This is a genomic window from Enterococcus sp. 7F3_DIV0205, assembly GCF_002141365.2.
GTDB classification, from domain to species: domain Bacteria; phylum Bacillota; class Bacilli; order Lactobacillales; family Enterococcaceae; genus Enterococcus_L; species Enterococcus_L palustris.
Genome location: NZ_CP147244.1, coordinates 517459 through 542985, shown reverse-complemented (window position 1 = coordinate 542985; position 25527 = coordinate 517459). Strand labels below are relative to the sequence as shown.

Annotated in this window: 27 protein-coding genes and 1 other annotated feature; of the genes, 3 read left to right on the top strand and 24 right to left on the bottom strand. The window is 36.3% G+C overall.

Annotation, left to right across the window (positions count from 1 at the left end; translation table 11 throughout):
- Positions 1-73: 73 nt before the first annotated feature.
- The 3 genes from tsf to A5821_RS02525 form a co-directional block, all read right to left on the bottom strand.
- A complete protein-coding gene (gene tsf, locus A5821_RS02535; protein ID WP_086312936.1) occupies positions 74-955 on the bottom strand; it encodes a translation elongation factor Ts in 882 nt (293 codons plus the stop codon).
- A 230-nt stretch (positions 956-1185) separates the two neighbouring features.
- Positions 1186-1974, bottom strand: coding sequence for a 30S ribosomal protein S2 (rpsB, locus tag A5821_RS02530; protein WP_069640757.1), 789 nt, complete (start codon positions 1972-1974; stop codon positions 1186-1188).
- A gap of 299 nt (positions 1975-2273) precedes the next feature.
- The gene (locus A5821_RS02525; RefSeq protein WP_086312935.1) at positions 2274-3041 is read right to left on the bottom strand and encodes a TrmH family RNA methyltransferase; all 768 of its coding nucleotides are present in this window, start codon (positions 3039-3041) and stop codon (positions 2274-2276) included.
- 117 nt (positions 3042-3158) lie between these two features.
- Between A5821_RS02525 and A5821_RS02520 the strand changes: the two genes are divergently transcribed.
- Together A5821_RS02520 and yidC are read left to right on the top strand one after the other, a co-directional pair.
- Positions 3159-3434, top strand: coding sequence for an acylphosphatase (locus A5821_RS02520; RefSeq protein WP_086312934.1), 276 nt, complete (start codon positions 3159-3161; stop codon positions 3432-3434).
- Between the two features lie 120 nt (positions 3435-3554).
- The gene (gene yidC / locus A5821_RS02515) at positions 3555-4484 is read left to right on the top strand and encodes a membrane protein insertase YidC (protein ID WP_086312933.1); all 930 of its coding nucleotides are present in this window, start codon (positions 3555-3557) and stop codon (positions 4482-4484) included.
- 49 nt (positions 4485-4533) lie between these two features.
- On the opposite strand, the gene A5821_RS02510 is transcribed toward yidC, so the two are convergent.
- From A5821_RS02510 to A5821_RS02425, 18 genes are all read right to left on the bottom strand, one after another.
- The gene (locus tag A5821_RS02510) at positions 4534-5106 is read right to left on the bottom strand and encodes a TetR/AcrR family transcriptional regulator (RefSeq protein ID WP_086312932.1); all 573 of its coding nucleotides are present in this window, start codon (positions 5104-5106) and stop codon (positions 4534-4536) included.
- A 63-nt stretch (positions 5107-5169) separates the two neighbouring features.
- Positions 5170-5976, bottom strand: a complete 807-nt coding sequence (locus tag A5821_RS02505; protein WP_086312931.1) for a tryptophan-rich sensory protein — start codon at positions 5974-5976, stop codon at positions 5170-5172.
- A 13-nt stretch (positions 5977-5989) separates the two neighbouring features.
- A complete protein-coding gene (locus tag A5821_RS02500; protein WP_086312930.1) occupies positions 5990-6763 on the bottom strand; it encodes a DUF1295 domain-containing protein in 774 nt (257 codons plus the stop codon).
- Positions 6760-8574, bottom strand: a complete 1815-nt coding sequence (locus A5821_RS02495; RefSeq protein ID WP_086312929.1) for a DegV family protein — start codon at positions 8572-8574, stop codon at positions 6760-6762. The genes A5821_RS02500 and A5821_RS02495 overlap by 4 nt, the downstream gene beginning before the upstream one ends.
- Before the next feature lie 7 nt (positions 8575-8581).
- Positions 8582-8986: a DUF2177 family protein gene (locus A5821_RS02490; protein ID WP_086312928.1), complete on the bottom strand. Its 405-nt coding sequence runs from the start codon at positions 8984-8986 to the stop codon at positions 8582-8584.
- Positions 8987-9180: 194 nt separating this feature from the next.
- Positions 9181-11262, bottom strand: a complete 2082-nt coding sequence (glyS, locus tag A5821_RS02485) for a glycine--tRNA ligase subunit beta (protein ID WP_086312927.1) — start codon at positions 11260-11262, stop codon at positions 9181-9183.
- Between the two features lies 1 nt (position 11263).
- Complete coding sequence (glyQ, locus tag A5821_RS02480) at positions 11264-12172, bottom strand: glycine--tRNA ligase subunit alpha (RefSeq protein ID WP_086312926.1); 909 nt, start codon at positions 12170-12172, stop codon at positions 11264-11266.
- Between the two features lie 443 nt (positions 12173-12615).
- Entirely contained in the window at positions 12616-12858 is a 243-nt protein-coding gene (locus A5821_RS02475; RefSeq protein WP_086312925.1) for a hypothetical protein, read from the bottom strand.
- Positions 12859-12978: 120 nt separating this feature from the next.
- Positions 12979-13146, bottom strand: a binding site (T-box leader).
- Positions 13147-13196: 50 nt separating this feature from the next.
- Positions 13197-13913 (bottom strand): AAA family ATPase, encoded by a 717-nt coding sequence (locus A5821_RS02470; protein WP_086312924.1) that lies wholly within the window; start codon positions 13911-13913, stop codon positions 13197-13199.
- Positions 13894-14703 carry a DNA repair protein RecO gene (gene recO / locus A5821_RS02465; RefSeq protein WP_086312923.1) on the bottom strand — a complete coding sequence of 270 codons (810 nt, stop codon included), beginning with the start codon at positions 14701-14703 and terminating at the stop codon, positions 13894-13896. Before recO ends, A5821_RS02470 begins: the two co-directional genes overlap by 20 nt.
- Before the next feature lie 92 nt (positions 14704-14795).
- Complete coding sequence (gene era, locus A5821_RS02460) at positions 14796-15698, bottom strand: GTPase Era (protein WP_086312922.1); 903 nt, start codon at positions 15696-15698, stop codon at positions 14796-14798.
- A gap of 12 nt (positions 15699-15710) precedes the next feature.
- Positions 15711-16118: a diacylglycerol kinase family protein gene (locus A5821_RS02455; RefSeq protein ID WP_086312921.1), complete on the bottom strand. Its 408-nt coding sequence runs from the start codon at positions 16116-16118 to the stop codon at positions 15711-15713.
- Positions 16096-16572 (bottom strand): rRNA maturation RNase YbeY, encoded by a 477-nt coding sequence (ybeY, locus tag A5821_RS02450; RefSeq protein WP_086312920.1) that lies wholly within the window; start codon positions 16570-16572, stop codon positions 16096-16098. The genes A5821_RS02455 and ybeY overlap by 23 nt, the downstream gene beginning before the upstream one ends.
- Positions 16572-18770 carry an HD family phosphohydrolase gene (locus A5821_RS02445; protein WP_086312919.1) on the bottom strand — a complete coding sequence of 733 codons (2199 nt, stop codon included), beginning with the start codon at positions 18768-18770 and terminating at the stop codon, positions 16572-16574. Before A5821_RS02445 ends, ybeY begins: the two co-directional genes overlap by 1 nt.
- 32 nt (positions 18771-18802) lie before the next feature.
- On the bottom strand, positions 18803-19771 hold the full coding sequence (locus tag A5821_RS02440) for a PhoH family protein (RefSeq protein WP_086312918.1): 969 nt from the start codon (positions 19769-19771) through the stop codon (positions 18803-18805).
- A 196-nt stretch (positions 19772-19967) separates the two neighbouring features.
- Positions 19968-20417 (bottom strand): GatB/YqeY domain-containing protein, encoded by a 450-nt coding sequence (locus tag A5821_RS02435; protein ID WP_086312917.1) that lies wholly within the window; start codon positions 20415-20417, stop codon positions 19968-19970.
- Positions 20418-20442: 25 nt separating this feature from the next.
- Positions 20443-20619, bottom strand: coding sequence for a 30S ribosomal protein S21 (gene rpsU, locus A5821_RS02430; protein WP_002356740.1), 177 nt, complete (start codon positions 20617-20619; stop codon positions 20443-20445).
- A 207-nt stretch (positions 20620-20826) separates the two neighbouring features.
- Positions 20827-21255, bottom strand: coding sequence for a Fur family transcriptional regulator (locus A5821_RS02425; protein WP_086312916.1), 429 nt, complete (start codon positions 21253-21255; stop codon positions 20827-20829).
- A gap of 98 nt (positions 21256-21353) precedes the next feature.
- Between A5821_RS02425 and A5821_RS02420 the strand changes: the two genes are divergently transcribed.
- A complete protein-coding gene (locus A5821_RS02420; RefSeq protein ID WP_170922940.1) occupies positions 21354-22211 on the top strand; it encodes a pyruvate, water dikinase regulatory protein in 858 nt (285 codons plus the stop codon).
- Between the two features lie 55 nt (positions 22212-22266).
- Here the strand turns inward: A5821_RS02420 and thrB are convergent, their stop codons facing one another.
- The 3 genes from thrB to A5821_RS02405 are packed head-to-tail and all read right to left on the bottom strand — an operon-like array spanning position 22267 to position 25478.
- Positions 22267-23130 carry a homoserine kinase gene (gene thrB, locus A5821_RS02415; RefSeq protein WP_086312915.1) on the bottom strand — a complete coding sequence of 288 codons (864 nt, stop codon included), beginning with the start codon at positions 23128-23130 and terminating at the stop codon, positions 22267-22269.
- Positions 23127-24185 (bottom strand): threonine synthase, encoded by a 1059-nt coding sequence (gene thrC / locus A5821_RS02410; RefSeq protein ID WP_086312914.1) that lies wholly within the window; start codon positions 24183-24185, stop codon positions 23127-23129. Before thrC ends, thrB begins: the two co-directional genes overlap by 4 nt.
- 3 nt (positions 24186-24188) lie before the next feature.
- Entirely contained in the window at positions 24189-25478 is a 1290-nt protein-coding gene (locus A5821_RS02405; protein ID WP_086312913.1) for a homoserine dehydrogenase, read from the bottom strand.
- Positions 25479-25527 lie beyond the last annotated feature (49 nt).

The following is a 25527-nucleotide window of genomic DNA, read 5'->3' as shown; positions in this document are numbered from 1 at the left end:
CTATTTCTTTTGATTTGCCTAAAAAAAGGGAGCGCATATCAATGCGTTCCCAACTGTTACATAAGTAACAGATTTATTTTTTGATTTGGCTCATTACTTCATCCGCAAAGTTATCTTCACGTTTTTCGATTCCTTCGCCAACTTCAAAGCGGATAAATGATTTAACTGATGCGCCTTTAGATGCTACATATTTTTCAACTGTCATATCTGGATCTTTAACAAATGGTTGATCCACTAATGAAATTTCAGCTTTAAATTTGTTTAGACGTCCAACAACCATTTTATCAACGATATTAGCTGGTTTGCCTTCGTTTAAAGCTTGTTCAGAAAGAATTGCTTTTTCATGTTCTAATTCTTCTTGTGGAATTTGAGATTCGTTTACGTAACGTGGGTTGATAGCGGCTACGTGCATTGCAACGTCTTTCGCCACTTCTTCGTCAGTTGTTCCTTCTAATACTGTCAATACGGCAATACGTCCACCCATGTGTAAATAAGCACCAAAGGCAGCATTGTCATCTTTTTCTACTAATTCAAAACGACGGAAGCTGATCTTTTCTCCGATAACAGTTGTTGCTTCGATCAATTCAGTTTCTAAAGTACCTTTGTCTGTTTTAAGAGCTAAAGCTTCTTCCATGTTTGCTGGTTTGTTAGTAGCAATCTCAGTAGCGATTTTTTTAACTAAATCTTGGAACATTTCGTTTTTAGAAACGAAGTCTGTTTCTGAGTTTACTTCAACGATCGCTGCAAAGTTTCCGTTTGAAGCAACGTTTGCTAAACCTTCAGCTGCAACACGGTCATTTTTCTTAGCTGCTTTAGCCATACCTTTTTCGCGTAGGTAATCAACAGCCGCTTCCATGTTACCTTCTACTTCTACTAATGCTCTTTTTGCATCCATCATACCGACACCAGTCATGTCGCGTAGTTCTTTAACTAATTTTGCTGAAATATCTGCCATTTTTTTGTTCCTCCTAAGTTTTAAAAGCGTAGTGGGCTCGTCCAACTCCGACTGAAAAATGGGAAAATATATTTGTGACGTTTTTTGTCGCAGGTATATTTTATCTTTTTTCTGAGGAGCTAGCACACGAAGCTAGATAATTAATCATAAAATTTGTTTTAAAAAAGCTATCTCAAAGGAGAATCAGGCTTTTTTTCGCCTAGCCTTCGAGACAGCTCCGTTATTTTAAATTATTCTGCTGAATCGTTGCTGCCTTCAACAACATCAACGATTTCTTCGATTGAAGTTGCTGCTTCTGGTGCTTCTTCAACAAAGATTTCTTCAACAGCTTGATCTTCACCTTGGTTTCCTTCGATGAAAGCATCAGCCATTTTAGCAGTGATCAATTTAACCGCACGAATTGCATCGTCATTTGATGGAATTACTACATCGATTTCATCTGGATCACAGTTTGTATCAACCATCGCAACGATTGGGATGTTCAATTTTTGTGCTTCTTGAACAGCAATACGCTCTTTACGAGGATCAACAATATACATAACATCTGGAATTCTAGGCATATCTTGGATACCACCTAAGAATTTTTCAAGACGTTCACGTTGTTTGTTTAAACCAACAACTTCTTTTTTAGGAAGAACTTCGAATGTTCCGTCTTCTTCCATTTTATTGATATCTTTCAAACGTTTGATACGTTTTTGGATAGTATCCCAGTTAGTTAAAGTTCCACCTAACCAACGGTGATTAACAAAGTATTGACCTGAACGAATCGCTTCGTCTTTGATCGCTTCTTGTGCTTGTTTTTTAGTTCCTACGAATAATGCAACGCCGCCGTCTTCAGCAACATTTTTCATGTAATCGTAAGCAGCATCTACTAATTTGACTGTTTTTTGTAAGTCAATGATGTAGATTCCGTTTCTTTCTGTGAAGATGTATTTCTTCATTTTTGGGTTCCAGCGACGAGTTTGGTGTCCAAAGTGTACGCCGGCTTCTAGTAATTGTTTCATAGAAATTACTGCCATGGGTTGTTTCCTCCAATTTGGTTTTTATTTGTTCCCTCTTTCCAGTTTTAAGCTCCCTTGTGAACTATATTTCTATAGCACCTCACAAAAAATATACTGAAAATGTGGATTTGATGTATTTTCCAGAAATCCTGAAAAATAACACCTTTGTTATTATACAACAGAACTTTTACAATTTCAACAAGTTTTCTATCTATTCTATAAAGTATTGATACTAAAAATTCTCGTAGGATGCTTCTTTAACCATCTATGCTTTATTTTTCTTCAGAAAATTTTAGTTGTCACAGCCTATTGCACACTCACTCAGATAGATGATACATTAAAATCCCAGCGGCAATCGCTACATTCAGCGATTCTGCAGATCCTTTAATTGGAATATAAATATTTTGGTCTGTCATCTCTAAAAACTCTGGTGAGACACCTCTTCCTTCGTTTCCCATAATTAATGCATAATCATTGGCCCTAACTATTGTCTTATACGAAACTGCCTCTGGATTTAGTTCCGTTCCATAAACTGGGATTTGCTTTTTTTTAAATTCATCAATAATTGCAGCTAATGGTTTCCGTATAACAGGCAAGTGGTAGTTACTTCCCTGCATCGCCCGAAGCACTTTGGTATTATAAATATCTGAACTTCCGTCACCTAAAACTACACCTGAAAGACCCGCAGCATCTGCTGTCCGAATCATCGTGCCTACATTGCCGGGATCCTGCACGTTATCTAATAGTAACCAACTTCCTGAAAACTGTATATTGTTCTCATATTTTGGCATCTCAACAATGGCAATCATCCCTTGTGGTGTTGGTAGCTCCGAAAGAACCGCCAAGACTTCATCAGATACATTGATAACTATTTCCTCTGGCTGTTGCTCTAGCCAAACAGACCATTCATTTTTTCCACGTTGATTGCAAAGTATCCAGTTGATTTGTTCATTCGCTTTAACTGCTTCTTCGATCAAATGAAATCCTTCGATAATATACTGTTTTTTTTCTTCCCTATACTTTTTCTTATGTAATTTTTTGAATTCCTTGATCATTACATTTTTTGTCGATAAAATTTCTTTCATTTCTACACCTCACCTTGTTATTATAGCATGATTTTTTTAATCAGACAGTCACGACTTACTTGCCAGAAGCTAAAAAAATCGATATCATGGATTTAATTAAAAGCGAGGTGGTCATCAATGAGAAAAGTTCGCATGAATGTACAAGGAAGAGTTCAAGGTGTTGGTTTTCGCTATATGACTAAAATGGTTGCGGATGAACTAGGAATTTGTGGAACGGTAAAAAATGAAGACGACGGTTCCGTTTCGATTGAATCTTTAGGTGAGGATGATTCTATGTCCAAATTCATCCAAAAAATCAAAGATTCTCCTAGCCCTGCGGGTCGTGTGACTTACGTAGACATTCAAGAAGACCCTTTGATTGAAGACTATACAAACTTCAAAGTGACAAACTGATTTAAAACAAGAAGAATCTTACTCAGCCTTGAGACGGATTCTTCTATTTTTTATTGAAAAAAAACGCTTTTTCAAGTATAGTTAACCTTGTGCAAATTTTTTAGAAAAGGACAGAATAAAATGAGAAAATTAAATAAGTGGCTACTGAGCTCTGGTCTATTTACTTTAGTACTATTTTTATCAGGATGTGTAAAGACAGGATCAGATGGTCAACCAACTGGTGAAGGGATCATCTATAATTTATTAGTGAAACCTATGAGCAGTGCCATTACATATCTTGTTGATAACTTCAATTGGAATTATGGCTGGGCAATCATTTTTATCACGATCATTGTTCGACTGATCATTATGCCACTGGGCTTGAACCAATCAAAAAAAAGCATGATTCAAACGGAAAAAATGCAAGCGATCAAGCCTCAAATTGATGCAGTTCAAGCAAAAGTCAAAGAAGCAACAACTCGTGAAGAACAAATGCAAGCTCAAGCTGAAATGCAACAAGTCTACAAAGAAAATAATATGAGTATGATGGGTGGCATCGGCTGTCTACCGTTATTGATTCAAATGCCAATCTTCTCTGCTTTATTTTTTGCTGCACGTTATACAAAAGGAATCGGCGATGCCTCGTTTTTCGGTGTCAACCTTGGACAACCAAGTATTATATTTGTTGTTTTAGCAGGTGTAGCCTATTTACTTCAAGGGTATCTTTCTACGATCGGTATTCCAGAAGAACAAAAGAAAACAATGAAATCAATGCTGATCGTATCACCATTAATGATCGTATTCATGTCAATCAGCTCTCCAGCTGGCGTAACCTTGTATTGGGTTGTTGGTGGGATTTTCAGCAGTATCCAAACATTGATCACAAATAAATTCTTAAAACCAAGGATTAAGGCTCAAGTAGCAGAAGAATTAAAACAAAATCCACCTAAACAAGTCGTTACACCTCGTAAAGATGTAACGCCAACAGCAGAAAAATCTATGCCAAAAGCATCAGTTCAAAAAAATGCTTCTAACAAAGGAAGAAATGCTGGGAAACAAAATAGAAAGTAACATAAAAATAAGAAGCCATGCAAAGTGAAGTTTGCATGGCTTCTTATTTTTATGGTTTGTTTGTTGAAATTCCGAAAATAAAGAGATCTACCACTTGAGCAATGCTCAACGCTGAACTATTTTGTTCTGTTTTTATATAAGGAGAAAGCGTATTAAGAAAATGCGCAGCTGCAACCTCAGATGATACGCCCATACGTAGTGAGAAATCACTTTCTTCAAATAGACTTAACAATGGTGCCTTATAAGACTGATTCCAGAGTGAAAATAATTTTACTTGGGTCTTTGTAGTCAACTTCGTTCTAAAATCATGCATCATCAAATCAAAATCGAAAGGATGTTGTGTTTTCAAACACTCCGCAAACTTTTGTAACTTACTAATTGTTTCAAGTTCTTGGTTGTCCACAATTTTAAGCAATTCCTCGTTTACATCATGTAATAAACTTTCGATCACTCCGACATAAACCGCTTCTTTATTTTTAAAATGATGGTATAAATTTGGCTGTGTCACTTCAGCCAACTGCGCGATTTGTCTTGTTGAAGTACTTTGATACCCATTATCCATGAACAGCCTTGTTGCGACTTGGATGATTTTAGCTCTTGTATTTGTCGTTTCGTTATCCATTTGCTTAGCCACCTATAGTTGATTTCATTATTATTTTAACAGAAGCAGACCAAGAAACCTATACTAGACGACACTCTTTTTTCTTTTAAAGAATAAAACCATTTCATAGATACAGATAATTGCCAAAATAACAAGGCAAATACTAACTGTCGTAATAATAACCGGATAAGCACCATTCCACCCATCTGCAGCTTGATGTTTGTTCAAAATCCCGTAATAAGCCCACAAAGTCGCTAAACCATAGGCGATATCATGATTACGAATAATTGTTATGCTAATAATCATTAAACCCATAATCAGTATGATGACCGTCCACAACACTTGATTATTTTGAAGAAACTTACTATTCTTATCCACTAAAAAGGCTGTTATATTTGCAATAGTTGCAATTGTGATCCAGCCAAAATAAACACTGAATGGTAATCTCAAAAATATCGAATCTTTTTTAGTCAATGTTGCATTTGCTAACATACGATTCATGTAAATCAACACAATCAGCAACGCCAACATGATCACAACTGACAAATCAATATACAGATACTGCCACGCCAATAACCAAACACTATTCAATATAGAAGAAACGATAAATAAATTTCTTAATTTTCTGCCGTTTTTCTGATCAGCTAAAATTGAGCGCTCTGCTGGTTTAAACCATTGATAAATAACAAATCCCCCAAGTAACAAATAAATCACTGACCAAATAGCAAACGTTAAACCTGCTGGTGCGAACAAATTAGGATAAGAATCAGAAACTTCTTTTGTTGTCATCCCATTTAGAGGCAATAAAACAGCCGCTGCATTTGTGCCAAGCATTACAACATAAATGATGGTTACTAGTAATTTTGACCATAAAGATTGAGTTGTATTCATCTTAATCTCCCCTTCATAATCCTTTTTTCCCAATAAACGGAATAAATTTAGGCGTTTTTTCTGCATAAGCAATAAAATCAGGGCGATCTTTGTATTTCTTTTCAAGCAAAGGAACACCCGATACAAATAAAAGCAACAATGTAATCGTCACAGGCCCTATAATTCCCCAGATATTTCGTGTCTCATTCAAACTTATAAGAAAAATCCCCCACCAACTTAATGCTTCACCAAAATAATTAGGGTGCCTTGTCGTTGACCACAACCCTGTTGTTAAAAGCTTTCCATGATTATCATTAGTCTTTTTAAATTTTGTCAATTGATAATCACCAATCGTTTCATATCCAAATCCAATCAGCCAAATCAAAATTCCCATGCCATTCCACCAATAAAAAGTATTGACTGAACTAGTCATTACAAAAAGAATCGGCATTGAAACAACAAGCAACAGTATACCTTGTAAGATAAAAACATTTAGATATGCTTTTAATTTCGCCCAATGTTTGCCCCAACGTTTCCGCATATTCACATAACGATAATCTTCCGGTTTGCCAATATTTCGTTTAGCTAAATGGAAAAACAAACGAAGCCCCCAAATAGTCACTAATACAAGAATAACTGTACTGACCGTTGTTTTTACAGGCATAACTAGATAGCCTGTAACTGCCACGAGAACAAACCCAATACCCCAAGCTAAATCAACGATAGAATTATTGTGAAGATATTGTGCTAGAAAAAATAACGCTGTAAAGTATACAAATAATACGCAACTAATCATCCAGATAATCATCTTGAATCCGTCCCTTCTCCTAATTCAACTGCTACAGCCACACTACCTTGGCCGGCGCTCATCGCTATAACAGTTGAAATATCAATAACATAACTTGGTTGAAATCCAAGTTGTTCTACTAATTTATCTTTCCATAATAAAGCTCTTTTTTCTGAATCTGCATGAACGACAGCATAACGCTGTATCCTGTTTTTTTTATGCATTTTTTTTAGGTGCTGAACAATTTTTCGTTCATTTCCTTCTAAACTAAAGGTAAAATTGCTCAGCTTTCCTTCCCCATCTTGGTTGAGGCTAACAATAGGCTTCAAATTAACTTTCTTTGCTATTTTCCCAACAGATTGAGGAATTCTTCCGGATTCTATCATGGGATTTAAATCATCAACGCTAACTAAGATTTTAAATTGGTTCCTTCTACTTCTAATTTTCCTTACTAACTCTTCAAAGCCTATTCCAGATTGAATCCATTCATTCGCCCTCATGATCAATAATCCTTGTGCGGCAGAATTTAGTTTAGAGTCAATAACTTCAATTTTAGTATTTGCCGCTCTTCTATGTTTTGCAGCTTCTTTCACAGTATGATATGTCCCGCTTAATTTTCCAGCAACGGTAATAACTAAAATCGACTCATATCTCGTTTCTAAAAATGAAAAAAGATTTTCTACAGTTTTTAATGTTGGTTGAGAACTAGTCGCTCGTTCGTTTTGTTTTTTAGTTAACTCAAAAAGCCGATTACTTTGGATCGTTATTTTGTCGATGTAGCTAGTCTTGTCAATCAATATGTTCATTGGTAGAACATGGATCTGGTTATTTAGCACATAATCCGCAGGTAAATCAGCGATCGAATCTGTCACTAAGGCAATTGGTGCCTTTTTTTGTGTATTTACTTCATATTGTAACAACATGTCATCTGCTTTTTGTTGAATCGGCTGACCTATAGCACTTAAATAGTTCAAAACTTGATCAGGGTGGTTAGAATGAATATGAATTCTAGCTTTCCCACGGTTCACAGCGATAATCAATGAATCCCCAAGCGTACTTAATTTTTCTTGGATTTCTTCTTTTGTTTGTGTCACCTGATCCAATAAAATTTCGGTACAATAACGATAGTTTGGCTCTGACGTATTTTCATGAAGTGACTCGGAAATGTCAATTTTTACAGAATGATTTGAACCAATTATTGATCTAGCCACTGCTTGTTTCGTTACAAAAGCTTGCGTGAAACCTTCAATGAACAAATAAAAGCCTTTCGCACCTGCGTCGACAACTTGATTTCTTTGTAATATCTTTAATTGTTTCGTTGTATTCTCCAGCGCTTGTCTAGCCTCCATAAGAGCATGTGGTAACAATTTTTCTAAACTATTCATTTGTTCACTTTCGTTAAGCGCTTCGGCCCACGATCGAATGACAGTGATGATTGTTCCTTCAACGGGGTTTTCAATTGCCTGATAGGCTTCACTGATTGCTAACTTTACACTCTTAATAAAGCTCTTAACAGAATTTTTTTCTTCTTGCAGCAATAGATTAGTATAAATACCATTGAAATATTGGGCAAAAATGATACCCGAATTTCCTCTAGCGCCTAACAAAGAAGCCTCAGCAATATTTTCAAATACATCAATGACTGAAGTTGACTCACTTTTGGATTCCTCAAGTATCGTCTCCATCAATGAAGCCAGATTACTTCCAGTATCGCCATCTGATACAGGAAAAACATTGATTTGATTCAACTCTTGCTTCTCATTTATCAGTTGAATGGCTCCTTGTTGAAATGCAAACTGCAACTCTTTGTAATCAATAGATTGACTCCCCATACATACCTCACCTCCAATTAAAATGCTGTGCAATAAAGACAGTAATACCACAAGTTGTTGCAGTAACAAAGCCACCCCATATTAAATCAATAACTGTTACGAGCGATGACCAATCTTTAATCGTAGCGAGATTTGTTAAATCATACGTCCCATAACATAACACGCCAAGAAAAGCGCCTGCTGAAATGGCATATAGAAGATTATCTTTTTCAATTGCAGGATAAACAACGAAAAATAGGATTCCAACCAGATATAATCCATAAAAAACGACTGCTGGAATAATTTTAGTTGGTCCTAGCAAGTCTCCTATATGATCTTGATACATTTTTTTTGCAATCAATAGTAACCAGATAAAATCCAACACAAGAAACGTAAAAGCCGCAATGCTAAATAATTTCATAAAGTGATTCATTTTATTTCCTCCTAATACAAAAATGGCACGACTGCCTTATCGATTGATAAGTTTATCGTACCACGTTAAACTTATTTATGAAAAAATTTTGCTTAAAAATTTACTTCTGAAATTTAATTTACAAATTTTGTAAATTAAACAGGATGAGACAAAACTCTTCGAGTTCTATCTCATCCTATTTTAAGTTTCTATTTTTATTTCACAATCAATAAATCAAGGCTAGCCAATGATAGGGACATTTTTGCAATTCGATTGAGTTCTTTCAAACGATTTGCCTTTACTTGTTCATCTTCTACCATCACCATTGTTTCTTCAAAATAAGCTTCAATCAACGGGCGTAAATTGACTAATGCTTGATAGTTTTCTGACATAGTATTTTCATTGAATTTTTCTTCAATTTCGTTTACCGCTTTATGCAGTGCTTTTTCCGCATTATTTTCAAATAAAGTTGTGTCGATTTGGTTTTCTTGACTTAGTAGTTCTCGACCTTTTTTAGCTAAATTAATCACTCGTGTCAACGCTTCGATCGAAGGTCTGAAATCCTCATCTAGCAAATGTTTTTTTAGAATAGTTGCTGCTGAAAATAGTTTAGCTAAGTCTTTTTGTTCAGAAGAAATCACAGCATCAATGACATCATGTCGTACATCTTTCGTCATCAATAACTGACGCAAGCGGGCTTTTACAAAATCAATGACTTCTTCTTGTCCTGTGGTCAATTGAATTCCGTACTTTTGGCTATCCGCATTTACAGCTGCATCGATTTCCATTTGAAGTTGAACTAACGGGAACTGCCAACCTTTATTTTCAATGATTCGGATTACACCGTATGTTTGACGACGTAATGCATACGGATCATTAGAACCGCTTGGAATCATTCCTACTGCAAAGAATGAAAAAACGCTATCTAGTTTATCTGCAATGGCTAAAACGGCACCTACCGCAGAAACAGGAAGTTCTCCTTCACTTGATGTCGGCAAATAATGTTCTCGAATCGCTTTGGCTACTGCCGGTTTTTCACCTTGTAGCAAAGCGTATTTTTCCCCCATTAGTCCTTGTAGTTCTGGAAACTCACCGACCATATTCGTCACTAGGTCAAATTTATAAATTTCAGAAGCACGCTTTAAATCAGTCAGTTCCTCTTCTGATAAACCGACTTCTTTACCAATGATTTGCCCAATAATACTTACGCGCTGCATTTTTTCATAAATTGTACCAATTTTTTCGTGGAACGTAACATTTTTTAGCTTGTTAACGCACTCATCAATTGATAATTTTTTATCTTCGTTGTAGAAAAATTCGGCATCTTCTAAACGAGCAATCAAGACTTTCTCATTTCCTTTGATTACATTTTCAATATGAACCTTGTCACCGTTTCTTACAGAAATAAAATGTGGTAATAACAAGCCTTGATCATTGCGTACATCAAAATAACGTTGATGTTCTTTCATTGAGGTAACCAACACTTCATCTGGAACAGAAAGATATTTTTCATCAAAAGCACCCACAAATGCAGTTGGATATTCAACTAAATTATTGACTTCTTCTAGCAACTTCTCATCCAACTCTAGCTTCCAATGTTTCTTTTCAGCTAACTGATTTGCTTGCTCAATGATCATTGCTTTTCTTTCATTAGGATCAACGATAACAAATTGTTCCTTCATTTTTTCTTCGTACTCACTTGAATGATCGAACGTTACGTCATCCCCCAAGAAACGATGACCGCGAGAGCTTTTTCCTGTTGCTACATCTAAAACAGTAAACGGAATCACTTCGTCATCTAATAAAGCCACAATCCAATGAATTGGACGAATATATTCAAAATCATAATCCGCCCAGTGCATCGTAACCGGGAAAGTCAAGCTTGTAATAACATCTTTTAAGCCCGATAATACATCGATTGTTTTTTGACCTTGGTTATGTTTTGTTACATAAACATATTCTACACCATTTAATTCTTTAAAAGTAATTGCCTCCGTAGTTAGACCTTGACCTCTAACAAACCCTTGCGCTGCTTTACTCCAATTTCCGTCAGCATCTTGAGCAATTTTTTTAGCTGGCCCTTTAATTTCCTCTTGTGTATCTTCTTGTTGTTCTGGTAATTGCGTCACTCGAACAGCCAAACGACGAGGTGTAGAGAAACTTTGAACAGTCTCATACGTTAATTTATTTTCGTCTAAAAATGCTACTATTTTGCTTTCCAATTGTAAACGACTTGGGCTGACAATATGAGCTGGCATTTCTTCCAAGCCAATTTCAAGTAATAGGTCTTTTGCCATGTTATTTTGCCTCCTTAGTAGTTTGAGTGTCTTTGTTTAGTAGTGGAAAGCCTAGCTTTTCCCGTTCTGCGACAAAAATTTTCGCTACTGCTTTTGCCATATTTCTGATACGAGCTAAATACCCTGCGCGTTCCGTTACAGATACCGCACCACGAGCATCTAACAAGTTAAATGTATGACTACATTTCAAAATATAATCATAGGCAGGATGAACTAAACTCTCGTCGATACAACGTTTAGCTTCTCTTTCGAATTTATCAAAGTTTTCTAAAAGCATTTCTTGATTGCTGATCTCAAACGAATATTTAGAATGTTCGTATTCTGGTTGATTGAAAATTTCACCGTATTTAACACCTTGTGTCCATTCTAGATCATAAACACTTTCTACCTCTTGAATATAAGAAGCCAGACGTTCGATTCCATAAGTAATCTCTGAAGTGACCGGGTGACAAGCCAGTCCACCTACTTGTTGGAAATACGTAAACTGTGTAATTTCCATGCCATCAAGCCAAACTTCCCAACCGAGACCTGCACATCCCATCGAAGGATTTTCCCAGTTATCTTCAACAAAACGAATATCATGCGCTAAAGGATCGATTCCTAATAGTTCTAAACTTTCCAAGTACAATTCCTGAATATTTTCAGGAGATGGTTTCATCACCACTTGAAATTGGTGATGTTGATACAAACGATTTGGGTTCTCTCCATATCGTCCGTCAGCTGGTCTTCTTGAGGGCTCTACATACGCGGCATTCCAAGGCTCAGGTCCAATTGCTCGTAGAAAAGTATACGGACTCATTGTCCCTGCCCCTTTCTCCGTATCATAAGCTTGCATCAGCATACAACCATTAGATGACCAAAATTTTTGTAAGGTTAAAATCATTTCTTGTACAGTAAGTTTCTTTTCCATTGAAATCCTCCTAAATTTAAAAGTGTAACAGACTCGTTATGCTCTGATTGAAAAATAGGAAACTAAGATTGAGGTGCTCTTTGCCTCACTCTTAGTTTATCTTTTTTCCGAAGAGCAAGTCGGTGGAACTAGATAACATAAAAGTGTAATCGACTCGTTATGCTCTGATTGAAAAATAGGAAACTAAGATTGAGGTGTTCTTTGCCTCACTCTTAGTTTATCTTTTTTCCAAAGAGCAAGTCGATGGAACTAGATAACATAAAAGTGTAATCGACTCGTTATGCTCTGATTGAAAAATAGGAAACTAAGATTGAGGTGTTCTTTGCCTCACTCTTAGTTTATCTTTTTTCCAAAGAGCAAGTCGATGGAACTAGATAACATAAAAGTGTAACAGACTCGTTATGCTCTGACAGGGTGATAGACATATAAAATCAATTATTTTTTTACAACGCTGTAACAACTGGATAAAACTCTATTACTTCACCTGGAACAACAGTAACTTCAACTCTCGTTGTCGGAATCAATTCAGAATTGATTTTATAGACCTTTTCACTAGGAACCGTCTCGAATTCTTCAATGATCTTATCGTCATTGTTCTTTATCTGAACCAACAACTTAACAAGTGATAAAACTTTTAACTTGTTCTGCGAAAAATCAGCTGGTAGAAATGTTGTAGCGAATTGCATGCTGCATCTCCTTTCGATGATGTAAAAAATTACAATAGAGTGATATCCTTACTGCCCCTATCTAAGAAGTTCTTGATCAGGATTTACGAGAAAACAAAAAGTCCCTATGCCTCTTAGAGACATAGGGACGAATAATCGCGGTTCCACCCTACTTCCGATAGTAATTATCGGCAGCTTTGTTAAAATATACTCAAAAGCGCCCTTCAAAAGTTATCTGTATCTGGCTTACACTCTCCCAGACTCGCTATTACAGCTGTTCTTTTTACTCTTCTTTTTCAACGTATTTATTTAATTACTCTTTATGATAATCTTTGATCGAAGAGTTGTCAAATTATTTTTTACGATTCAAACAGTTTTTGAAAAAATTGCTCTTTTCTTTCAAAAATCATTGCCCACTCTTGATAGATTTTGGTTTCTTGTAGTGTACGTTTAATAATTTTTCCTTCTGTAAATTCATAGATTCTAGCATTTGGAAAAAATAACAGGACAGGCGAATGGGTAGCAATCACAAATTGCGAATCATCCTCTACCAACTCATGCATCAAAACCATCAGTTGTAATTGTGTGCTAAGAGACAAACCAGTCTCAGGCTCATCCAGTAGATAAAATCCTTGTCCAAAAAAACGAGTTGCTACTAGCTCATAAAATGATTCTCCTCTTGAGTAGGTATGCAGATCTCTTGTGAAAACACCCGCTCCTTGATCAATCATTTCAATATCAGTCATTAAGTTGTAGTAGGATTCTGCCCGATAAAAATAGCTATCTTTAGGATAACTCGGATATCTTATTGGTCGACTTGCCTCAACTAGTGAAGTCTGTTCTTTATAAGAAACAAAAAAATTATTTTTTGAGCCGCCTTCAAGATTCAAGTCCATCAATCCTGCAATCGTTTCTATTATAGTTGATTTTCCAGAACCATTTTCGCCAATCAAAAACGTAACTGGCCTTTCAAAAAGAAGTTGGTCTAAATCACTTAAAATGGGTAAACTAAATGGAAACTGCGATGTATTTACTACTTTTTCATACTTCATTCCTTTAAGATATAGTTTTGTCATCTTCCTCACCCTTTTTTTCCCGTTTAGGTAACTTTAAGGTTTCTTCCCAACTTTTCATTTGGTCGATGAACTTCTTACTTTTTAAGTTTATCCCAACATATTCATCGTACAATTCATCAATCGTTGTTCTGATAGCCACTTTAGTCTCCGTTTTAACATTAATATCTTGAACTTTGTCATACGAAATGGCTGAAAAAAGACGAATAAAATGAATAGCTCTAGGATCGGCATGATACCGGCGATCATCAAGATGCCAATGTCTTTCACATAACACCCCGCTATATTTTGATGAATAATCAAATTTCCCTCGAGTTTCTTGACATGCGCTACAATGTCGCCACTCTGGAGTAATACCAAAACGGCTTAATAGTTGGATTTCAAAAATATTCGTAATGATCTCTGGATCCTTATTCTCATTCAATAACTTTAATGCTTGTTGTACAAAATAATATAAATTAGGATCGTACGTTCGATCTTCGATGGCGGCATCAACTAAATTCAAAATGTACGTTGCATAGGCATTCACAAAAATATCTTCCTGAATGAGGCGAAGTGATGAAACCTCTTTACTTCCATTTAAAAAAGACAGTCCTTCTTCTCTAAAATCTCCAATATATACAGCTTCTGTGAAAGGCAAAATAGCAGGACCAATCGGATTATTTTTACGATGCGCCCCTTTAACAAAAAACATCAATTTACCAAAAGATTCCGTAAAAATTTTGACTAGTTTATCTTTTTCTTTGTAGTCCTTGGTAAATAAAATAATTCCTTTCGTTTCTCCTAAGGTCATATTTTCGCCTCCTATGTATTCTAGTCTATTTTAGCAGAGATACAAGCAAAAGAACAATTCCGCAATAATACAGAATTGTTCTTCGTTTCTTACTAATAATCGTCTTTACGATATCCAAAATCTTGTAAATGAACTTTTTTGTCGCGCCAGTCTTTTTGCACTTTTACCCAAAGTTCTAAATAAACTTTATCATCAAGTAAATGTTCAATATCTTGTCTGGCTTTGGTTCCAATTTGTTTAAGCATCTTGCCGCCCTTACCAATAATGATTCCTTTTTGGCTATCACGCTCAACGATGATCGTTGCTTGAATACGTACTTTATCATTCTCATCCCGTTTCATCGAATCTACCACAACTGCAACGGAATGAGGAATCTCATCTCTTGTAAGCAATAATACTTTTTCACGAACCAATTCAGAAACAATAAAATATTCAGGGTGATCCGTCACTTGATCATCTGGAAAATACTGTGGGCCTTCAGGCATTTGATCTACTAAAACATCCATCAAACGATCTACATTATTCCCTTCAGTAGCTGAGATTGGCACAACTTCTGCAAATTCCATTTGGCTTGCGTAGTCTTCAATAATTCCCAAAAGTTGATCAGGATGAACCGTATCGATTTTATTGATTACAAGATAGACTGGGCTCGTCATTGTTTTAAGACGTTCGATGATAAAGTCATCACCTTTTCCTCTTTTTTGATCCGCACTAATCATAAATAACGTTGCATCCACTTCACGTAAAGCACTATAAGCTGTTTCAACCATAAAATCACCTAAACGATGTTTTGGCTTGTGAATTCCTGGTGTATCAATAAAAACGATTTGCGCTTCTGGAACTGTATAAATTCCTTGTATCTTGTTTCTAGTGGTTTGTGCTTTATCACTCATAATTGCAATTTTTTGTCCGACAATTCGGTTCAATAAAGTAGATTTACCAACATTTGGTCTTCCTACAATCGCTACAAATCCGGATTTGTGTATATCTGTCATTGTTTTTCTCCTCTATAAAAAATCTTGTATTATCTGCCAAATTTTTGGGACAAACAACAGTACTCCAACAACCACAGCAAATCCTGATGTTAAAAGAACTGCGCCTGCAGCCATATCTTTGATTTTTTTACCGATTGGATGAAAATGGAAATCCGTTACCATGTCGACTACATTTTCAAACACTGTATTAATTATCTCCATCACTAATACAAGAAAGATTGCAAGCAACAACCACAACCATTCTGAGATTGCTAATCGTAAAATAATGCCCACAATAATTGTCGCCCCCCCCATTAAAACATGGGTTCGCATGTTACGTTCTTCCTTAAATACTGTTTTGATTCCTTGGAGAGCAAACTCCAACGAGGCTATAAAATGTTTATTCTTCGCTGTCCGTTTATCTTTTGAGTCCATAGGCATCTAAGATCTCTTTCTGTAAACCAAACATTTCTTTCTCATCATCAGGTTCCATATGATCATAGCCGTTTAAATGTAAAAAACCGTGCACAGCCAAAAATCCTAATTCGCGTTCAAAAGAATGACCATATTCTGCTGCTTGTTCTGCCGCTCGTTCAGTCGATATCATGATATCCCCAAGGTTTCTTGGAAAAGCTTCATCTGCATCTTCAAAAATAATCGGCAACTCATCTTCGCCTTCTTCTTCCAATGCAAAACTGATAACATCTGTAGGTACATCTTTTCCACGATAATCTCTATTTATCACCTGAATACCTGCATTATCCATAAAAGACACGGACATTTCAGTATCTTCAGATATTTTCAGAAAATCAGCTGCAAACTGCAGCAGACTTTCTACTTCTTCTAAATTTTCTTTAGATAAATTATTTGTTTCATCAATGAATGAAATATCCATTAGTCATCTCTCTTTTCTTGTTCATCTTTCATTTCTTCTGCTTCGGATTTCATTTTTGGATACTTGATTCTAGAATGGAATGTGCTACATAAGCCATTGACTAGAGACTTCTCGATGATCCGAATTTCTTTCATTGTTAAACCGCAATCATCCAGTTGTCCATCTGAAATTCGATCTTGAATAACATTATGAACAAAGGCTTGGATTTTCTCGTTTGTCGGATGATCCATCGCACGAACAGCCGCTTCACAAGTGTCAGCAATACTAACAATCCCTGCTTCTCTGGTTTGAGGCTTAGGACCTGGGTATCTGAAATCAACTTCAGAAATATCTGGATTTCGTTCTTTTGCTTTCACATAGAAAAACTTCATTAACGTCGTTCCATGATGTTGACGGCAAATATCAATCACCATTTCAGGCATATGATAGTCTTCCAATATTTTAGCACCGTCAATAACATGTCCAAAAATAATTTGTTTGCTATCTTCAGGTAATAAGAAATTATGTGGATTCTCAGCTCCCGCTGGTAAATTTTCAACAAAGAAATTTGCATGCTTGATTTTACCAATATCATGATAATAACAAGCAACTCTTGTTAATAAAGAACGACCACCGATTTCAGCCACAGCATTTGCACTTAGACTCGCCACCATCATACTATGATGGTACGTTCCAGGCGCTTCTTCAAGTAGTTGTTTTAACAACGGATGGTTTGGATTACTGAGTTCATTTAATACAATCACACTGTCATCAGTGACAAGTAATTCTATATACGGATGGAGACCCATTGTAGCAAGGAAAGATAAGACTGTTCCAGCTAATGCACAAATCATCATTGTCCATGATTTACCATCAAAGAAACTCATCCCTTGATAAATCATCAAAATAAAATCTAAGCAAACTGGAAAGATAATCACCCAAAATACAGCAACTAATCCTTGCTCGCCAATACGAGTGCGTTTGACTACTGTTGCCAATAGCCCTGAAAACATATAGCTCACTAGAATGATTGTCAAAGAGTTCGTTCCAATAGAATTATAAAACACAAAAAGTGAAAAAATCACTTGAAAAACAGCCGCTAAAACTCCGGCTCTTCTACTAACAAAATAATTTAGTACCAGAGGCGTAAATGCTGCTGGAAAAAATAATGAGATATACATCATCTGTTCAGTTTGGAAAATCTGGAAAAATTTCATCAGGACGACACTTAAAGACATCGCGCCTACGTAAAATAAAATGAAGTGTCTGCGCTTGCCTTCTTCTGTCACTTGTTTCGTGAAAAACAACAACACTAAAACCTGCATCACGATTGCCAAACCTAATGCAGCCATTGGAAATAGCGAAGTGCTTTGGTTTGTCATACCTAATAGTTCAAGCTTTTCCATCGCTTTACTGTCGATTTGAGTTCCCTCACGAACGATGATCTCCCCTTGATAGATCATTGCAGGTGGAACAGCATCCATAGCATTTTGACGCATTTCTTTAGTCTTTTTATCATTAGCAAAATCATTTGCTACAATACCTTCATTTACAATATAGCGAATTTCTTGCTGCATCGTGCTTGTGACATCAAGAAATTGAATCTTCTCGATCGCACTCTGACGAATATTATCTAAATCCGCTTCGCGAACATGATCTTTCATCTTATCGTCAATGATTTTTAAACTTTCAGTCTTTACTTGCTGAATCTGACTTGCATCCAAGGAAAATATATTTTGGTAAAATACATTGGGAAATTTTTGATAAAAAGTAACTTCATCTTGGTCCAACGATTCAAATTGAGCTTTTAAATTGGCCACTCTTTCTTCAATAGTTGGTTTTGGAATCGTTTCGTCTTTTTTAGCCTTCGCTTTTTTTTCTTCGTACTCTTTGTCAGTCTTTTCATTTGCAGTAATAATCAGTTTAAATAGTTTTTCAATTCGCTTGTGCTGAACATCAGCCGTTTCTTCCTGATAGATATATTCAGGAGTGACCGCTTCAGCCGCCAGTTTTTTCTTTTGTGCTGTTTCATACGTATTTTCAACGTTTTTATTTGCTCGAATAGTATTTTCAGCTAATTGTCCTTCTTTTATCTCTACCTTTTTTTGATGGACACTACCGAACATAATAATGAATAAAAAGCATGAAAAAACAAGTAAAAGTATAGGAATATACGCTTTCCCTAGTTTATCGCGTAATTTTAATAACGAGTATTTCAACGGAATTTTCACTCCTTTCCGCGGTTCTAAATCTATTTTTGACTTTCTTTTTCATATGCTCGAATGATTTGAGCAACTACTGGATGTCTTACAACATCACTAGCATCAAAATGAACAAAAGCAATTTTGTCAATCGATTGTAACGTCTTTTCTGCATGAATCAAACCGCTGGCTACGCCTTTAGGCAAATCGATTTGACTTGTGTCGCCATTGACAATCATTCTTGAGTTAAAACCGAGCCTTGTCAAAAACATTTTCATTTGAGCCACGGTTGTATTTTGTGCTTCATCGAGGATAACGAAAGCATCATCCAGAGTTCGTCCCCTCATGTAAGCTAATGGTGCGATCTCAATCACTCCACGTTCCATTAAACGGTTGGTATGATCCATACCAAAAACTTGATATAACGCATCATAGACTGGTCGTAGATATGGATCGACTTTTTCTTTTAGATCCCCTGGCAAAAAACCTAAACTCTCTCCAGCTTCAACAGCAGGACGAGTCAAAATGATTTTTTGAACTTCTCCTTTTTTTAGCGCTGAAACAGCCATTACTACTGCTAAAAAAGTTTTCCCTGTTCCAGCAGGGCCAATCCCAAAGATAATGTCGCGCTTGCGTACCGCATCAATATATCTCTTTTGACCAATGTTCTTGATTCTGATTGCTCTACCATGATGATCTTTGAGAATCTCTTCTTCATACATTGTTACAAAGCTCTCTAAATCACCGCTTCTTGCCATTTTCAAAGCGGACACAACATCAGGCGTACTAATTTTGATTCCCCGTTGAATCAACACTTGTAATGTACGTAGAACAGATGCAATCAATTGAACTTCTGACTCTTCGCCCAACAATTGAATCGTCTCACCACGAGTGTTGATCGTTACAGCAGTATTTTCTTCTAAAAATTTTATATGTTTGTCATGGGTTCCTAAAAGCATACTCACATCATCAGAATCATTTAATTTCAATTCTAACGATATTGATTGATTCTCTGTCAAAAAACGCCCATCTCCTTTATTTTTTCATTCCATACAATCATACCATAATATTTATTTATTAAAAAGAGAGCGAGTCAAAACTAACGGATCATTCTATTTAATTCATAAAATCTTAACTCCTTGTTTTTCTATTACCGCCTCTATTTATTTTCTAAAACAAAAAAACCAACGGATTTCCGTTGGTTTTTCGTTTTGACTAATTCTCTTGTAGTAATTCTTTTACAATTGCATTGACCTGATTGCCGTCTGCTTTCCCTTTGACTTCAGGCATAACAGCACTCATCACTTTACCAAATTCTTTTGGCGAAGATGCACCGGTCTGATCAATTGCCGTCAGAACAATCTGACGAATTTCTTCTTCAGAAAGTTGTTTTGGCATATATTTTTCAACAATTGTGATTTCGATTTTTACTTTGTCAGCAAGATCGTCACGTCCCGCTTTTTCAAACTCTGATAAAGAGTCTCTGCGTTGTTTCATCTCGCGAGATAAAACTGTTAACTCTTCTTCTCCGTCCAAATCACGGCTAGTTTTAATCTGCTCATTTTGAATGGCTGCTTTCAACATACGAAGTACAGATAAAGTATCTTTATCCTTTGACTTCATTGCTGTTTTGATGTCGTCATTCAATGTTGTTAGTAATGACATACAACCCACTCCAATTCATCGAAAACTAGAATTTTTTACGTTTTCTAGCTGCTTCAGATTTTTTCTTACGCTTTACACTTGGTTTTTCGTAGAATTCACGTTTACGAGATTCTTGTAAAGTACCCGCTTTTGAAACGGAACGTTTGAAGCGACGAAGAGCATCGTCAAGAGATTCGTTTTTACGAACGACAGTTTTTGACATGTTAATTCCCTCCCTCCGAGCTTAAAAAGTAACCGTTTTTTATATTTATGAATTATTCAACATAAATAAAATACCGTTCTTTTTACATTATATCGAATGGTTATTTTAACGTCAACCTTTGTATTGAAAAAATGCATAAAAAAGTGCCAAAATGAGTAAAGTTTTACACACATATGCAATATTCATGATTTTTTCTAAAAAAAACGATCATTTACACTCCTCACATCGACCAAAAATTTCAAATCGATGTCCTTCTATTTCACATCCGCTTAATTGTTCTTTAAAAAAATCCATCGGACACATATGAATTTCTTTTGTTTTCCCGCAAACGGTACATATAAAATGATGATGATGCCCTACTTCTTGACAACAGTGAAAACGAAATTTTTTTTCTCCATTTAAATCAGTTGTTTCCAATAAGTCCAACGTTTCAAAATCATGTAAATTTCGATAAATGGTATCGTAACTTACTCCCTTATATTCTTGGTTCATAAACTCATAAACTTCTCTTGCTGATATATAGCGATTTCTTCTGATCAAATAGGTGATCATCGCTTCTCTTTTTTTTGTATATTTCAATCCATGTTCTTTCATCACTGCAAGTGATTGTTCTACTTTGGAATTTGATTGCTTCATTTTTTAACCTCCACTTCTTAAATCAGAATCATTACGAATAAGATTTATGAAGGTATGGTATAATAAATTTATAAAAAAAGCAAGAGAGGAATCATATTATGACGACAAATGAACCAAAAAAATGTGTGACGATTTTTGTTATTTCCGACTCAGCAGGTGAAACTGCTTCAAAATTAGCTGCAGCTTCCATGGCTCAATACCCTACTGTGGATTTTTCATTATTTAGACGAACATTCGCTAAAGAAGAAGATAAACTTAGAAAAGCACTAGAAGATGCAAAACGAGAAAATGCTATGGTTTTACATACAATCGTTAATGAGCGACTAGTAAAAATTGCAAATGATTTTTTTGAAGAACACAATTTATATCATTTTGATATACTAACACCTCCAGTAGCGGAAATTGAGCGATTAACCGGAATCGCTCCTACTAGAGAAGCGGGGGCCCTTCATCATCTGAATGAAAATTATTTTAAACGGATCGAAGCAATGGAATTTGCTGTGAAATATGACGATGGTAAAGATCCCAGAGGGTTCTTAGAAGCCGATGTACTGTTACTTGGTGTTTCTAGAACATCCAAGACACCACTTAGCTTATTTTTAGCAAATAAAAATTTGAAAGTTGCGAATTTGCCTTTGATTCCAGAAGCTCATTTGCCTAAACAATTATGGGAAACAAATCCTAAAAAAATCGTAGGATTGACGAATGATCCAGATATCTTGAACGGGATTCGAAAAGAACGCATGAGAACGTACGGATTGCCTGCAGATACATCTTACTCAGATATTGAAAAAATTAGAAAAGAACTAGCTTTTGCTAACGATTTATATGAAAAATTGGGTTGTGTTGTTATTAATGTGGCTTCCTTATCGATTGAAGAGACCGCTTCGATGATTTTAAATGCTTTGAATTTAGAAGACCATAGCTACTACGCAACAGAATCACCTGAAGCTTAATCACAAAAAAACTAAGAACAGTGAGATTGTTTTCTCTAAACTGTTCTTAGTTTTTTTAAAATACTTGAATCCCTTCTTGATCTATCGACAGCACATTGATAGTAGCTGGCAGGGATAATTTTTCTAATTTCTGAACCATTTGATCTGTTTTTTCTTCTGGAGATAAAATCAAAACGGTCGGTCCTGCTCCGCTTAAAAATGCTCCATAAGCTCCAACTTCATGACCAATTGCTCGAATTTGGTCTAAATGCGGAACTAACTTTTTTCGGTAAGCTTCATGCCAACGATCTTTTTCCATCATTAACCCAGCCAATGGTAAGTTGCCATTCAAAATCGCAGCAATCATTACATTTGCGATTGAGCTTGCTTGTACTGCTTCTTTATAAGGGATAGAAGTTGGCAAGACACTGCGACTTTCAGACGTCAATAGATGCACATTAGGAATATAAGCGATCACATCACACATTGGAAAATGATGCTTAACAGAGTAGACTTCACCATCAACGTAACTTGCTACAACAAAATCACCACAAATGGCAGGCGCTACATTATCAGGGTGCCCCTCCATCTCAGTGGCTATCTGTACCTTTTGTTTTTGAGATAAGTTCAAATTCCCTAAACGATTAGCAAGTTCAATCCCACCGACGATTACGCTAGAGCTACTGCCCAAACCTCGAGCTAAAGGAATATCTGACGTCATTTTCAACACTTTTGGTGAAAGATCAGGGGCTATTTTTAGTGCTGTCTGAATCAATAAATTCGTTGCATCACTTGGGATATCAGAGCCTAGTGTATGCACAATCTTCCACTCTTCAGCATTCTCCAATACTTCGATATTAAGATACTGTGACAAAGCAATACCACAGGAATCAAAACCCGGACCTAGATTTGCACTGGTTGCGGGGATTCTTATTTTCATAGTTCTGACACTCCATTACGTAAATGCATCCGCATTTCTTCTAAGTCACTCATTTTAGAGATTTTCACATCCGTCGCATTGATTGCAGTATCAGGGTCTTTTAGACCATTTCCAGTGAAAACAGCCACTACTGTCTCACCTTGTTTGATTTTCCCATTTTTAACATGTTGAATTACCCCAGCTAAAGAGGCTGCTGATCCAGGTTCAATAAACACACCATCTTGTGCAGCGACTTTGCGGTAAGCATTTAGTATTTCTTCATCTGTCACAGAATCAATATGCCCTTTAGACTCATCACGAGCAGCTTCGGCTAATTTCCAACTTGCTGGATTTCCGATACGGATCGCTGTAGCAATTGTTTCAGGTTGTTCGATTACTTCACCTTTGACGATAGCAGCAGCTCCTTCAGCTTCAAATCCATGCATTCTCGGTAAAAGTGTGCCTTTTTTGTCATGCCATTCTTTGAATCCTTTCCAATACGCTGAGATATTCCCTGCGTTTCCAACTGGTATAGCTAATACATCAGGCGCTTGCCCAAGTTGCTCGCAAACTTCAAAAGCGGCTGTTTTTTGACCTTCTAAACGATAAGGATTTACAGAATTCACTAATGCTACGGCTTCTGTTTTGGCGATATCTCGCACAGCTTTTAGCGCTTCATCGAAATTTCCTGGAATCGAGATGATGTCTGCTCCATAAATGATTGCTTGCGCTAGTTTACCCATTGCGATTTTTCCATCTGGAATCACAACATATGCTTTGATCCCCGCTCTTGTGGCATACGCTGCTGCTGCCGCGCTTGTATTTCCAGTTGAGGCACAAACAATTGCTTTGGCACCTTCCTCAACGGCTTTAGCAACAGCCATAACCATTCCTCGATCTTTAAATGAGCCTGTTGGGTTCAGTCCTTCGTATTTACCACATAAATTGATTCCTAGTTCTTTTGATAGACTGTGCAATGGAATCAAGGGAGTATTTCCTTCTGCTAATGAAATCATTGGCGTTTTATCCGTAACTGGTAGGTATTCCTTGTATTGTTTGATTAGTCCTTCGTACATGTTTTAGTCCTCCAATACTTTAAATGTATTTAATAATTCAAATTCGTCTGTTGTTTCGATCTCTTTTGTCACTTGTTTCATTTGCTCTTTTGTAATGGTATGTGTGATTGCAACGATTCTGGCTCTAGTACCATCAGATTTCTGCTGAACTAATTGATCAAAGCTAACATTTGCTTCTGTCATTATCTGTGTCAATTTCAAAATTTGACCGCGACGATCAGGAACTTCAATTGAGAAATAATATTTTCCAGAAACTGATTGATCTGATGCCAATTTCGTGTCGTGTTGGTAGGCGTTGAACATATGTCCAGTTGTGCCTAAACGAATATTTTTAGCAATCGTGATAATATCACTGACTACACTTGTTGCAGTTGGTTTGGCACCAGCTCCTGGGCCGTAATACATTGACTCACCAACACCTGAACTTTCAATGAATACAGCATTGAATTCGTTACGAACTGATGCAATCGGATGAGATTTCGCCACAAGCATTGGTCCAACTTCGACAGCGATACTCCCCTCTTGATTTTCAGAGGAACCTATCAACTTGACTTCATAGCCTAATTGAGCAGCCATTTCAACATCATCCAAAGACAAACCACGAATACCACGTGTATCGACCTGATCTAGTCTAATATTCATCCCGAAAGCAAACTGACTTAAAATCACCATCTTATACGCTGCATCAATACCATCGACATCATTCGTCGGATCAGACTCAGCAAATCCTAATTGTTGTGCTTCACTTAATGCTTGCTCATAGGATTTCTTCTCAGAAACCATTTGTGTCAGCATATAGTTCGTCGTTCCATTTACGATCCCTAACACTTTTTGGATATTATCAGCAGCTAAACTATTGGCAATCGTTCGTAAAATAGGGATACCGCCTGCAACACTTGCTTCATAATATAAATCACAATGATTTTGTTGAGCTAGAGCAACTAATTCACTACCATGTTGTGCTAAAAGATCTTTATTGGCAGTGACGATATGCTTACCATTTTCTAGTGCTTTGGTAATGAAGGTTTTTGCTGGTTCTACTTTTCCTATCAATTCCACAATTATTTTGATTTCATCATCATCAATGATATCCTCAATGTTTGTTGTGAGTTGAATATCAAATTTCTCGGCCAGGTTTCTTTTTTCTTCTTCATCACGTACTAACGCTTTTGAAATTGTCACTTCCATCCCTGTCACTTGTGAAATTTTTTCCTGATGTTCTTGTAAAATTGTTGGTACACCAGATCCGACTGTACCAAGTCCAAGCAAACCAATTTTCAGTTTTTCCTTCATTCTTCTTCCTCCAACTATAAAATTAGAAACATTTCATTTTCTTCTAATA

Excerpts from the sequence above, each read along its gene's own strand:
- A5821_RS02420 (WP_170922940.1), top strand. The coding sequence starts at position 21,354 with ATGACGACAAATGAACCAAAAAAATGTGTGACGATTTTTGTTATTTCC.
- A5821_RS02495 (WP_086312929.1), bottom strand. The coding sequence starts at position 8,574 with ATGGGGAGTCAATCTATTGATTACAAAGAGTTGCAGTTTGCATTTCAA.
- A5821_RS02520 (WP_086312934.1), top strand. The coding sequence starts at position 3,159 with ATGAGAAAAGTTCGCATGAATGTACAAGGAAGAGTTCAAGGTGTTGGT.
- ybeY (WP_086312920.1), bottom strand. The coding sequence starts at position 16,572 with ATGGATATTTCATTCATTGATGAAACAAATAATTTATCTAAAGAAAAT.
- yidC (WP_086312933.1), top strand. The coding sequence starts at position 3,555 with ATGAGAAAATTAAATAAGTGGCTACTGAGCTCTGGTCTATTTACTTTA.
- tsf (WP_086312936.1), bottom strand. The coding sequence starts at position 955 with ATGGCAGATATTTCAGCAAAATTAGTTAAAGAACTACGCGACATGACT.
- thrB (WP_086312915.1), bottom strand. The coding sequence starts at position 23,130 with ATGAAAATAAGAATCCCCGCAACCAGTGCAAATCTAGGTCCGGGTTTT.
- glyQ (WP_086312926.1), bottom strand. The coding sequence starts at position 12,172 with ATGGAAAAGAAACTTACTGTACAAGAAATGATTTTAACCTTACAAAAA.
- thrC (WP_086312914.1), bottom strand. The coding sequence starts at position 24,185 with ATGTACGAAGGACTAATCAAACAATACAAGGAATACCTACCAGTTACG.
- era (WP_086312922.1), bottom strand. The coding sequence starts at position 15,698 with ATGACAGATATACACAAATCCGGATTTGTAGCGATTGTAGGAAGACCA.
- recO (WP_086312923.1), bottom strand. The coding sequence starts at position 14,703 with ATGACCTTAGGAGAAACGAAAGGAATTATTTTATTTACCAAGGACTAC.
- A5821_RS02500 (WP_086312930.1), bottom strand. The coding sequence starts at position 6,763 with ATGATTATCTGGATGATTAGTTGCGTATTATTTGTATACTTTACAGCG.
- A5821_RS02525 (WP_086312935.1), bottom strand. The coding sequence starts at position 3,041 with ATGAAAGAAATTTTATCGACAAAAAATGTAATGATCAAGGAATTCAAA.
- A5821_RS02470 (WP_086312924.1), bottom strand. The coding sequence starts at position 13,913 with ATGACAAAACTATATCTTAAAGGAATGAAGTATGAAAAAGTAGTAAAT.
- A5821_RS02425 (WP_086312916.1), bottom strand. The coding sequence starts at position 21,255 with ATGAAGCAATCAAATTCCAAAGTAGAACAATCACTTGCAGTGATGAAA.
- A5821_RS02435 (WP_086312917.1), bottom strand. The coding sequence starts at position 20,417 with ATGTCATTACTAACAACATTGAATGACGACATCAAAACAGCAATGAAG.
- A5821_RS02455 (WP_086312921.1), bottom strand. The coding sequence starts at position 16,118 with ATGCCTATGGACTCAAAAGATAAACGGACAGCGAAGAATAAACATTTT.
- A5821_RS02405 (WP_086312913.1), bottom strand. The coding sequence starts at position 25,478 with ATGAAGGAAAAACTGAAAATTGGTTTGCTTGGACTTGGTACAGTCGGA.
- glyS (WP_086312927.1), bottom strand. The coding sequence starts at position 11,262 with ATGGCAAAAGACCTATTACTTGAAATTGGCTTGGAAGAAATGCCAGCT.
- rpsU (WP_002356740.1), bottom strand. The coding sequence starts at position 20,619 with ATGTCAAAAACTGTCGTTCGTAAAAACGAATCTCTTGACGATGCTCTT.
- A5821_RS02510 (WP_086312932.1), bottom strand. The coding sequence starts at position 5,106 with ATGGATAACGAAACGACAAATACAAGAGCTAAAATCATCCAAGTCGCA.
- A5821_RS02490 (WP_086312928.1), bottom strand. The coding sequence starts at position 8,986 with ATGAATCACTTTATGAAATTATTTAGCATTGCGGCTTTTACGTTTCTT.
- rpsB (WP_069640757.1), bottom strand. The coding sequence starts at position 1,974 with ATGGCAGTAATTTCTATGAAACAATTACTAGAAGCCGGCGTACACTTT.
- A5821_RS02475 (WP_086312925.1), bottom strand. The coding sequence starts at position 12,858 with ATGCAATTCGCTACAACATTTCTACCAGCTGATTTTTCGCAGAACAAG.
- A5821_RS02505 (WP_086312931.1), bottom strand. The coding sequence starts at position 5,976 with ATGAATACAACTCAATCTTTATGGTCAAAATTACTAGTAACCATCATT.